10 protein-coding genes are annotated in these 11,261 nt (G+C 69.0%); 2 read left to right on the top strand and 8 right to left on the bottom strand.

Features of this window, described 5'->3' with window-relative positions; genetic code table 11:
• The 6 genes from AB0C15_RS27215 to AB0C15_RS27190 form a co-directional block, all read right to left on the bottom strand.
• Positions 1 to 383 (bottom strand): flavodoxin-dependent (E)-4-hydroxy-3-methylbut-2-enyl-diphosphate synthase (locus tag AB0C15_RS27215; RefSeq protein ID WP_357356543.1); only part of this gene is annotated, 383 nt, incomplete at its 3' end.
• 9 nt (positions 384 to 392) lie between these two features.
• Entirely contained in the window at positions 393 to 1,643 is a 1,251-nt protein-coding gene (locus AB0C15_RS27210; RefSeq protein ID WP_357356541.1) for a site-2 protease family protein, read from the bottom strand.
• Positions 1,643 to 2,854 (bottom strand): 1-deoxy-D-xylulose-5-phosphate reductoisomerase, encoded by a 1,212-nt coding sequence (gene dxr, locus AB0C15_RS27205; RefSeq protein WP_357356539.1) that lies wholly within the window; start codon positions 2,852 to 2,854, stop codon positions 1,643 to 1,645. Before dxr ends, AB0C15_RS27210 begins: the two co-directional genes overlap by 1 nt.
• A gap of 150 nt (positions 2,855 to 3,004) precedes the next feature.
• Complete coding sequence (locus AB0C15_RS27200) at positions 3,005 to 3,664, bottom strand: Uma2 family endonuclease (protein ID WP_357356537.1); 660 nt, start codon at positions 3,662 to 3,664, stop codon at positions 3,005 to 3,007.
• A gap of 108 nt (positions 3,665 to 3,772) precedes the next feature.
• Positions 3,773 to 3,973, bottom strand: coding sequence for a DUF397 domain-containing protein (locus AB0C15_RS27195; RefSeq protein WP_357356536.1), 201 nt, complete (start codon positions 3,971 to 3,973; stop codon positions 3,773 to 3,775).
• Positions 3,964 to 4,770: a helix-turn-helix transcriptional regulator gene (locus AB0C15_RS27190; protein WP_357356534.1), complete on the bottom strand. Its 807-nt coding sequence runs from the start codon at positions 4,768 to 4,770 to the stop codon at positions 3,964 to 3,966. Before AB0C15_RS27190 ends, AB0C15_RS27195 begins: the two co-directional genes overlap by 10 nt.
• Positions 4,771 to 5,072: 302 nt before the next feature.
• Between AB0C15_RS27190 and AB0C15_RS27185 the strand changes: the two genes are divergently transcribed.
• Positions 5,073 to 5,390, top strand: coding sequence for a hypothetical protein (locus AB0C15_RS27185; RefSeq protein WP_357356551.1), 318 nt, complete (start codon positions 5,073 to 5,075; stop codon positions 5,388 to 5,390).
• Here the strand turns inward: AB0C15_RS27185 and AB0C15_RS27180 are convergent.
• Complete coding sequence (locus AB0C15_RS27180; protein ID WP_357356532.1) at positions 5,387 to 9,355, bottom strand: CARDB domain-containing protein; 3,969 nt, start codon at positions 9,353 to 9,355, stop codon at positions 5,387 to 5,389. The genes AB0C15_RS27185 and AB0C15_RS27180 overlap by 4 nt on opposite strands.
• Positions 9,356 to 9,804: 449 nt before the next feature.
• Entirely contained in the window at positions 9,805 to 10,356 is a 552-nt protein-coding gene (locus tag AB0C15_RS27175; RefSeq protein ID WP_357356530.1) for a GNAT family N-acetyltransferase, read from the bottom strand.
• 51 nt (positions 10,357 to 10,407) lie between these two features.
• Here AB0C15_RS27175 and AB0C15_RS27170 point away from each other — a divergent pair, with 51 nt between their 5' ends.
• Complete coding sequence (locus AB0C15_RS27170) at positions 10,408 to 11,244, top strand: YhjD/YihY/BrkB family envelope integrity protein (RefSeq protein ID WP_357356528.1); 837 nt, start codon at positions 10,408 to 10,410, stop codon at positions 11,242 to 11,244.
• Positions 11,245 to 11,261 lie beyond the last annotated feature (17 nt).

Below are 11,261 nucleotides of genomic sequence, written 5' to 3'. Positions count from 1 at the left end.
TTGTCATCGAACTGCCGAATGTTGCCCGGGTTCACCCGCACCGCCGCACAACCCGCATCGATCGCCGCGAAGACATACTTCGGCTGGAAATGAATGTCAGCGATCACCGGGATCTGCGACTTCCTCGCAATCGCCGGCAACGCCTCCACATCATCCTGCGACGGCACCGCCACCCGCACGATCTGACAACCCGACGCCGTCAACTCCGCGATCTGCTGAAGAGTCGCATTCACATCCGACGTCAGCGTCGTGGTCATCGACTGCACCGACACCGGCGCACCACCACCCACCGGCACCGAACCAACCATGATCTGACGACTCACCCGACGAGGAGCAAGCGGCGGAGGCGGCACAGCGGGCATACCGAGACTGATAGCTGTCACTTCAGGCACTCACCTTGGGAAGAGCGTGATCGGGTTGACGACGTCCGCGGTGATGGTCAGCAGCGTGAACACGCCACCGATCAGGATCACCGCGTACGTGAAGGGCATCAGCTTGAGATAGTCCACCCGACCCGGGTCGGCCCGACCGATCCGCGCGTAGAGCCAGGAGCGGGCCCGCTCGAACCAGGCGATGGCGATGTGACCGCCATCAAGGGGCAGTAGCGGGAGCAGGTTGAACACGCCGATGAAGAAGTTCAGCGAGATGAACAGCATCACGAACATCAGCCAGGCCTTGTTGGCGAACGCCTCGCCACCGAGCCGGCTGGCCCCGACCACGCTGATCGGGGTGTCCACGTCACGTTCGCCGCCGGTGATGGCGGTCCACAGGGCGGGGACCTTCTGCGGCAGCCGCTGCAACGCCTGGACGGTGCCGACGGCCAGCTCGCGGGTGAAGTCGCCGGTGGCGCCGAACGCGGCGACCGGCCCGTACACCACCCGGTTCGGGGTGGTGATGGTGAGCCCGACGCCGAGCGCGGCGACCGGGCCGACGGTGCCCTTCGGGTTGTCCAGCGGCGGACGCTCCGTCTGCGCCAGCACGGTGCTGGTCTCGGCGGGCTGCCCGTCGCGGACGTACCCGATCTTCGCGGTCTCGCCCGGCTTCAGCGCGCGCAGGCCGGCGAGCATCTCACCGTAGTTGTTGACCGGCTTGCCGTTGAGGGAGGTGATCCGGTCGCCGTCACGCAGTTGGGCCTGGGCCGCCGGGCTGGCCGGGTCACCCGGGGCGCAGGCGCGCTGCTCCAGCTTGGGCATCACGCAGTCGGAGAGCGCGATCACCGCCGGCTCCTGCCGGACCTCCGCGTCGTTCGTGGGGAACTTCGGATTGGGCAGGCCGAGGGTGACGGCCGCCAGCCAGATGGCGACGAGCGCCAGCGCGAAGTGGGTGATGGAGCCGGCGGACATGACGATCGTGCGCTTCCACACCGGGAAGCGCCACATCGCGCGCGGCTCGTCGGCGGGGTCGACATCGTCGTCGTGCGGCGTCATCCCGACGATCTTGCAGAAGCCACCGAGGGGGATGCCCTTGAGTCCGTACTCGGTCTCGCCCCGCTTGAACGACCAGATGGTGGGGCCGAACCCGACGAAGTACTTCGTGACCTTCATCCCGAACGCCTTGGCGGTCAGCATGTGACCCGCCTCGTGCAGGCTGACCGAGATGAGGATGGCCAGGGCGAAGAGGACCACCCCGAGCAGGTTAGACATCAAGCTCCTTCCACCGAACCCGCGATGATCTCCTGCGCGTGCGCGCGCGCCCACGACTCGGCCGCGAGCACGTCCTCGACGGTACCCGGTTCGCCGAAGTCCGGAGCCTCCTCCAACACCCGTTCGAGGGTGTCGACGATGCCGAGGAACGGCAGCCGGCCCGCCACGAACGCCTCGACGCACTCCTCGTTCGCCGCGTTGTAGATCGCCGGGCGGCTGCGGCCGGCCTCCCCGGCGGCCTTGGCCAGCGCCACGGCCGGGAACGCCCGGTCGTCGAGCGGCGCGAACTCCCAGGTGTGCGCGGCCGTCCAGTCGACAGCGGTCGCCGCCTCGGGGACCCGGTCCGGCCAGCCAATGCCCAGCGCGATCGGCAGTCGCATGTCCGGTGGGCTGGCCTGGGCGATCGTCGACCCGTCGACGAACTCGACCATCGAGTGGATCACCGACTGCGGGTGCACCATCACGGTGATGTCGGCGTAGGGCACGTCGAACAGCTCGTGTGCCTCGATCACCTCGAGCGCCTTGTTGACCATGGTCGCCGAGTTGATCGTGACGACCGGCCCCATGTTCCAGGTCGGGTGCGCCAGGGCCTGCTCGGGTGTGACCTGCGTCAACTCGTCGCGCCGCCGACCCCGGAACGGGCCGCCGCTGGCCGTGACGATCAGCCGACGCACCTCACCCCGCGTCCCGGAGCGCAGACACTGGGCCAGCGCCGAGTGCTCCGAGTCGACAGGCACGATCTGCCCCGGCCGCGTCACCGCGGCCTTGACCAGCGGGCCGCCGGCCACGAGCGACTCCTTGTTGGCCAACGCGAGAGTACGACCACCGCGCAGAGCGGCGAGCGTAGGAGCGAGGCCCAGCGAGCCGACCACCCCGTTGAGCACGATGTCGCACGGCCACTCGGCCAGCTCGGTCATCGCGTCCGGGCCGGCCACGATCTTCGGAAGCTTGAAGTCGCCGGTGGCCCACCCTCGCCGGCTCGCCTCGGCGTAGAACGCGAGTTGCAGATCCTGGGCGGCGGACGCCTTCGCCACCCCGACCGCCTCGACGCCCAGTTCGAGGGCCTGTGTGGCGAGCAGCTCGACGTTGCCGCCGCCCGCACCCACGGCCACCACCCGGAACCTGTCCGGGTTGCGCCGCACGATGTCGATGGCCTGCGTACCGATCGAACCGGTGGACCCGAGCAGAACGAGATCGCGGGGGGAAGTCACGAGACCATTCTCCCCCACCGCCGCTGCACGCCCACTGGGAGCCTCAGCCCTCCCCGGCGCTGCCGATGCCGGACCTTGATCGACTCGGGTTCAAGGAAGTCGCGGCATCCCCGGCAACCGGACAGCCCGATTTCCAGGAAACCGTGTTGATCAAGCCTCGTCGTCGGCCGACCCGGGCCCCGGCCCGGTCGGTGCCGCCTCCTCGCCCAGCAGGTCGGCCGGATCGATGGAGAACTCGAACGGCTCTCGCATGACGAACCGTGTTCCGGCAGCCGCAGCGGCCACCGGCCGGTACTCCCCCTCGATCAGCTCGTACAACGCGATAGTGGGGACCCGGTTGCGCAGGTCGACGCGCAGGAAGAACGGCACGCCGACGGCGGCGTACTCACGCGGGCGGTCGATGATGTCCTTGCGCCGGTTTCCGGGAGAGACGATCTCCCCGAGAAGCACGGCGTGGTCGATGTCCATGGTCGTTCGACCGCCGCCCGGAGCGTCGAGGATGACGATGTCCGGGATGAACAGGTCCTGGCCCGAGACGATGTTCGTCTCAAGGTAAAGCCACAGTTTGGCCCGGCGGGCTGCCTGCTTGAGGTGGAACGCGAGGTCCAGCTCCGCGTCCTGGTGGTCGTATCCGGCATGTGGTGTCACGATCACGCTTCCGCTCAGGACCTCAACCTTGGGGCCGTTGGTCTCCGGCAACAGGTCGAGGGCGAGCTGCGCGGTCCACGGCTCGTCGTGCCACCGCAGCACGTCGAACGACGGCTCGGTGTGCTGCGGCGCCGGTTCCGGCGCGAACGCTGCCTGGGCCATCCGGGCTCACCCCCTCAGCGGACCATCGTGCTCAGGTCAGCCTAGCCACCGCAGCCCACGCAGCGCGGCATCGCACACCGAGTCCGCCAGCAATCAGCCGTAGAGCGGTCATCGCGTGGGTTGGCTGACCACCGTGAACTCGATGAAGGCGGTCCAGGCCGAGGGGGCGAAGGCCAGCACCGGCCCGCGCCGGTCAGTGCTGTCACGCACGCCGACCAGGTGCGGCAGATTGGTGGCCACCTCGACGCAGGTAGCGCCGCCATTGTCGCTACGGGTGGACGTGCGCCACACCGCACCGGTCAGGTCCATGACTTCGCCAGCTCCCGTACGAGATCCCGTGAGGCCCGCCGGGGCAACGCCTCACCCCGCAGGCTCTCCCATCTGCGCCGAAGGTTATCAACGTCCTCCGGGCGGTCGGTGACGTGCGCGCGTACGGCGGTGTCGAGGTGCGCGACCTCACCGCTGTCCGGTGTGCGGGCCAGGATGAACGGGCCGGCCAACCCGGCGTGCATGCCCGCCTCGGCCGGCACGACGTAGAGGTCCACGTGGGGCTGCTCGGTGATCTGGAGCAGGTGCTCGAACTGCGCCACCATCACGGCCGGTGCGCCGATCGCCCGCCGCAGCACCGCCTCGTCGATCACCGCCACGAACTCCGGCGGGTGCTCCCGGCTCAGCACCGACTGCCGGTCCATGCGTGAGCCGAGCCGTTGCTCAACCTCCGGCTCCCGCAGCATGCCGCCGCCGCGAAGCACCGCCCGGGCGTACGCCTCGGTCTGTAGAAGGCCGGGGATCAGGGACGGCTCGAACCAGCGGATCATGGTGGCCTCCCGTTCGACGGTGATCCACTCTCTGAACCAGGGCGGAGCGGCATCGGCCCGGACCAGGGTGAGCAGCCGCTCGAACAGCCCACCGGCCTCCAATATCCCGTCGACCCGGGCGATGAAGTCCTGGGAGGGAGTGCGGTGACCGATCTCCACCATCCCCACCAGGGACGACGAGTAGCTGACGCGCTGCGCCAACTCCTCCTGACTCAGCCCGCGCTCCCGGCGAGCCCGTCGCAGCTCCGCCCCCAGGAACTCCAGCGTCGACACCGGGCCGTTGCCCATCACACCTCCACCACAACTCGCCCACTGGTCACCACCGGCCATCACCGCGTCTCGGCGGGTCGGCACACCCGGCGCTGAGGGCGCTCACCACCTTCCGACGGTAGTCGCGTCCACACCAGAGTGTGAACAGGCACGAGGAGGGTGGATGTGATGGGCAGACAGGCCGGGTCGGTGCCGCTGACACCACGGCATCGCCGTAACTGGGCACGGTGGGGTCGATACTGCACCTGTGGACTGCGCTGGCCCTGTCCGGATCGGCGGCGAAGCGCGGCCCGGACGGTGTGGCCCGGACGGTGGACGCGATGACCGCGCCACGGTGGATCATCCACTTGCCGACCACGCTGACCAGCCTCGACGAGGTCACCGCGCTGGCCGTGGCGCTGTGCGACTCGCTCGGTCACCTCGCCGTCGTCGACTTCGGCGAGACCACGCTCAGCGAGGAGGATGCGCAGCATCTGCGTACCCGCGTGTTCTGTGACGCCAGGCTCGACGGTGCCGGCCGCTGCCGGCGCCCCGACGCCCATGACGGACCCTGCGCTGCGTCGATCGACTCGGCTTCATGGAAGTCGGGGTGTCCGCAGCCTGCGGACACCCCGACTTCACCAAAACTGACGGACTAGCCGCCGTTGATGACGAACTGCGAGCCGGGCTGAACGACGATGTTGCCGTCGGCCGAGTTGGTGATCGTCACGTTCGTCAGGTTGGCGTTGCCGCGTGCGCCGCTCATCGCGAGGATGCCGGCACCGTTGTTGGACTTGTCGATCCGCACGTTGGTGATGGCGAGGTTCGGTATGTTGCCTCCACCGTTCTTGAACTGGATGCCGTCGAACGTGGAGTCGATGATGTCGGTGTCCCGGATGGTGACGCCGACGATGTCCCGGGTGGCCGGGAAGATCGTGATGGCACCGAACTCCTGGTCCTCGTTCCAGAACGCGCCGCCGGTGCGGTAGAGCCCGTTGTTGGCGATCAACGTCGTGCCGGAGAACGGCAGCGGGTCGTGGTCGGTCGCCAGCATGATGCCCGGGTAGTTGGCGGTGTCGTAGATCAGGTTGTTCTGGATCGAGTTGTCGTAGCCGCCGTAGATGGCGATGCCGTTGGCCCGCCAGGGCAACTGGATGGTGTTGTTGACGAAGTGGTTGTCGTGGGCGATGTCGACGCTGCGGTCCTTGACGTACGGGTTGGCCCAGACCGCGAGCGCGTCGTCGCCGGTGGTGCGGAACGACGAGTTGAACACCCGCGAGTTGCGCGTGCCGTTGCTGAAGTTGATGCCGTCGGCGTACGTGTTGCGGATCCGCATGCCGCTGAAGTCCAGCCCGTCGGCCGGGCCCCACAGGTCGGGGATGTTGTCGTAGTCGCGACCGACCCAGACCCCCACGTTGGCGTGCTCGATCCAGACGTTGCTGATCTTCGTGCCGGTGCCGAAGCGACCGTTCAGACCGACGCCACCCTCGGCGTTGCCGTCACCGCCCCGGATCCGGCCGGAGCCGAAGATGGCGATGTCGGAGATCTGGGTGTTCTTGTCGATGTCGAAGCCGAAGTTGCCCTCGTGCGGGTGGTTGATGCCGCCCACCACGTTCTGCGGCTCGGTCAGCGTGTAGAGCTGCGAGTGCCACATGCCGGCACCCCTGATGGTGACGTTGCTGATGCCGACCTGGTTGTGCATGCCCCGGTTCAGCGGGTCGTCGGTCAGGATCTTCTGCTCCTGCCGCCACTGCCCGGCCGGGATCCAGACGCAGCTGATGACGCCGTTCTGGTCGTCGGTCACCGCCCGCTGGATCGCGGCGGTGTCGTCGAGCCCGTCGTTCGGAACCGCGCCGTACGACGTGATCGAGGTGCAGCCGGCCGGCTGGCTCGCCGGCCCCGCCACCTGCTCCAGGTCGATCATGTCGATGACGTAGAACGAGGCGGTGTCACCCGAGTCGCGTTGCAACTTGAAGCGGGTGCCGGCCGGGTACGACTGCGCCAGCAGTGCGTTCGACTCGTCGAAGAGCCGTCGGGCGTCGGCCTGCGGGGTGTTGGTCAGCGCCTCCGGCCCGTCGGTGTTGCCGTAGAGCCAGCTGTGCTTGGACGACAGGGTCAACTTCCGGGAGAAGACGTCGTTGACGTAGAGGCTGATGGTCGCCTCGATGCCGCCGCCACCTGGCGCGTCCGGGATGGAGTTGCGCACCACGATGGAGTTGGCCTGGTTGGCCGAGGTGAACTCGACGAACTGGCCGGTGCTGGTGAGCCGTACCGACTTGCGCCCCGAGGACTCGCTGGCGAAGTTGGTGTGCCCGAAGGTCCGCAGCGGGTCGGTCTCCAGCAGCGTGCCGGAGTAACGACCGGCCTCCGCCTCGTACGAGACGTACGGGACGGCGGCCCCCCGGCCGACCACGATCGACTGGCTGAACGCGTTGTTGGTCTCGTTGGTCTCGGCGACCACGTTCGTGGCGTCGGCGGTGGCGGTGAGGGTGGCGCCGCCGCTGGTGGCGGTCCAGCTACCGCTGACGGCCACGGTGACCGTCGCGCCGGCCGCGATCGAGGCGGTGTTGGTGTTGAGCGTGGTGCTGCCCGCCACCAGCCGGGTGACAGTGGTCGCGCCGGTCGCGGTGGTACCCCGGTTGCGGACCGCCACGGTGAAGGTGACCGATGCCCCGACCGCCGGGTTCGACGGGTTCGAGGCGATGCTGAGCACCTGGAGGTCCGGCCCCGGGGCCTGCGCCACCACGAGAGGCGACGCCGCGGTGAAGCTGTTGTTGCCGTTGTTCTGCTCGACGATCGTGTTCGCCGGGTCGACCACCGCCGAGACGGCGTAGCTGCCCATCGGCCGGGTGCCGGCGTTGAACGAGACCGTGGTCGAGGCACCCGCGGCGAGCGCACCCACCGAGGCGCTGCCGACGACCGCGCCGGCCAGGCTGAAGTTGACTGAGGTGGCCCCTGCGGCCGCGGATCCGATGTTCTGCACCACCGCCGACAGGGTGACCGCGCTGGCCTCGCTGGGCGACGACGGCGACCAGGTCACCGAGCTGACCACCAGGTCCGGGTTGGGCGCCGGCGTGCCGCACACCTCAAGCTCCGCGACCTGCCCGGACGGTGCGCCGGTGTTGCCGGTGAACCGCAACTGCACGTCCGCCGTGGTAGCGCTGACTCCGATGGTCACCAGGTTGCTGCCCTGGACGAACTGGTAGGCCGCCGCCGACACCAGACTGGTGTACGTCGACGACGCCTGGTCGCGACCGAGGACCTGGATGGTCTGGGTACGCGTGCCCCACGACGAATCCGGGTTGAGCCTGATGGTGACACCGGAGATCGAGTGGTTCGCGCCGAGCGCCACGGTCAGGTTCTGCGGGTAACTGGCCGCGCCCTCCCAGTAGGTGCCGAGCTGCCCGTCGTTCGCCTTGTCCGGGGTGAAGGTGAAGGTGGAGCCGCTCGCCGTCATGCTCTTGCCCTGCGCCACGTTGGTGCAGGCGGGCGGGTTGCTGCCGGTCCGGGTGACGGTGTTGCTGTTGCCGGAGAGGTTGCCGGCACCGTCGCGGGCGCGGACGTAGTAGGACACGGTCGCCGTGGCCGGCTGGGTGTCCTGGTAGGTGAGGACGGTGCCGAGCGTGGCGATCAGGCTGCCGCCCCGGTAGACGTTGTAACCGGCAAGGCCACTGCCACCGGAGTCGGTGGAGGCACCCCAGTTCAGCGTGATCGTGCTGCCCGACGTGCTCTGCGACAGCGTCCCCGGGGTGCTCGGCGCGGTGGTGTCACCACTGCCGGTACGGGTCACCGTGTTGCTGTTGCCGGAGACGTTGCCTGCGGCGTCGCGGGCCCGGACGTGGTACGACACCGTCGCCGTGGCCGGCTGCGTGTCGTTGAAGGTGGTCACGTTGCCGATGGACTGGAGGAACGCGCCGTTGCGGTAGACGTCGTAGCCGGCGACGCCGCTGCCGCCCGCGTTGTCGGTCGACGCGACCCAGTTGAGGCTGATGGTGCTGCCCGACTGGGTGTACGAGAGGTTGGCCGGGGCGCTCGGCGCGGTGGTGTCCGGGGTGGTGCCCCCGTTGCCGTACACCTCCAGCTCGGAGAGCTGCCCGGCCGGCCAGCCGCTGTTGGCGGTGATGGTGATCCGGACGTAGCGGGTCGAGGTCGCACTGAAGTTGATGGTGGCGGTGCTGCCGCTCGCCGGGTTGAAGGTGTACGTCTGCGACCCGACCAGATCGGTGAACGACGAGCCGTTGGTGCTGCCCCGCACGCTCAACGTCTGCGTCCGCGTCCCCCAACCAGAGGTCGGCAGCTTCAGGACGACCTGGTTGACGCTCTGCGACGAGCCGAGGTCGACCTGCACCCACTGCGGGAACGCGTTGTTGACGCTCTCCCAGTAGCTGCCCGCGTTGCCGTCGACGACCTTCGACGAGTCGTAGACGTCGGCGTGGCCGCTCTCCTGGGTCGGACGGCCCTGGGCGAGGTTCGTGGCCGCCGGTGCGAAGGCGCTCGGCGCGGCGGCCGGTTCGGCGGGGCGGGCGGCGGCGGCCGGGTTCGCGACGGCGGTCGCCCCGGCCGTGGCGATCAGCGCGGCGGCGGCGGTGGCCGCCACCGTCCTGAACAGATTCGTTCGTCTCATCACTGTCCTTGTCGTCGGGGGACGGTTGCCGCGGTGGCGTGACCACGGGGTGGGGGTGCGGCGGTGCAGCGCCGGCCGACGTGCGAGGGCCGGTGTCGAGAGAGACGGGTGGCGCGAGCGGCGCGGGGGCACCGCATCGGCCTGGAACACCTGACGGGTACGACCATCAACGGGCCTCCCCTGGAGACCCGTTGAATCTTTCCGAACACATGCACGGAACCGTGCATAGCTTTGTCGAAATCTTGCATTACTTTGGCCCAAAGGTTACTGACGTGCTACCAGAGCGTCAACACTTCGATCACCGTGACTATTGACGGACTTGTCTGCCCCGGGGCCCGTCGCCTCGGCCCGATCCGCTCACAATTTCGGGAAGGTGCTGCCTCCCGACGACTGGAGGCAGCACCTTCCCCGAAGTTGCGCGGATCTTGTGTCAGGTCGTGTGGGAACGATCAGGCATCTGGTGCCGCAAGCACGAAGGTCTCCAGCAGTTCCCCGCCGTACCAGTCGGTGCGCTGACCCACGTGGACCATGCCCAGCCGCCGAGCGACAGCCATCGACGGCTCGTTGCCCGGCGACACCACCGCGTAGATCTCCCGGGTGCCGGTGGCGAACTCCCGGGCCAGCAGCGCGCGGGCGGCCTCGGTGGCGTAGCCGTGACCCCACGAATCCGGGTGCAGGTGCCAGCCCGTCTCGATGTCCTCGGTACGCACCGCCTCATCGAGCCCCGGCAGCGGCTTGAGCAGCGCCGTACCGACCACCTGACAGGTCTCCCGGACCTCGACCGCCCAGGTGCCGTACCGACCCTGGTCGTTGGCGTGCCGCTCCTGCCAGAACCGCAGCCGCTCCACGGCCTGAGCCGGGTCGGTCATCGGCATACCCGGCGACACGGCAAGCCAACGGGTGATCTCCGGGCGGGAGTAGATGTCGTAGATCCGGGCGAGGTCGGCCGGCTCGTCGGTCCAATCGCGCAGGATGAGGCGTTCGGTGGTGAGAACAGTCATGACCGGCGATCTTAAGGAGTGACGGCCCCGACGACAGGGAAGGAGGACGCGATGGGCAACGGATGGCAGCGCACCAGACGGATCATCAGCGCCGCGTTCCGACCGGTGCGCGGACGGGACCTGTCGCTGCACGCCGCCGCGATCACCTTCTACGGGGCGATCGCCGTGGTGCCCGTCGCCCTGCTGGCCATCTGGCTCACCGCACTCGTCGCCGGGGCAGACCGGGTCCGCCGGCTCACCTCGTACGCCGTGGAAGCCCTGCCCACCGCGATCGGCGCGCCCCGGGCGGTCGAGGCGCTCGTCGAGGCCGGGGTGGGGTTGACCCCGCTGCTGGCGCTGGCCTCCCTGCTGCCCGCCTCGCTGTACGGCGAGGGCCTGCGCCGGGCGTTCGTCTCGGTGGCCGCGCCCCGCACCGACGAGCACCTGGTCGGCTGGCGAGGCCGGCTCCTGCTGCTGCCGCTGCTCGCGCCGGCCCCCGCGCTGCTGCTGTCCATCCTGTTGGCGCTCCCCCTCACCACCCGCCTCGTACGCCAGGGCGGTTGGTTGGGTGTGCTCGGCGTGGTGCTGTCGTTCCTCGCGGTCTGGCTGGTGCTCACGCCGGTGCTGGTGTGGGTGTTCCGGGTCGTCGGGCCCGCCTCACCGGACTGGCTCTCCACCCTCGGGATCGGGTCGTTCACCGCGGCGAACCTCTCCGGCTTCCTGCACGGCTTCGTGCTCTTCGCCTCGCTCCCACTGGACCTCGGAGTGCCCTTCGGCGGCTTCGACGACATCGGTGCCGGCGTGGCCGTCCTCCTCTGGCTCTACCTGTTCCACGTGATCGTCCTGGCCGGCTACTCCGCCACCCTGGCCCTCTCCAACTGGCGCACTACCCGCCGCCCACCGGGTTGATCAAGAGGTTTCCGTCA

Source organism: Micromonospora sp. NPDC048835 (genome assembly GCF_040649995.1).
Classification (GTDB): Bacteria; Actinomycetota; Actinomycetes; order Mycobacteriales; family Micromonosporaceae; genus Micromonospora.
Note: the sequence above shows the minus strand (reverse complement) of the source record. Positions and strands in the feature narration are given on the sequence as shown.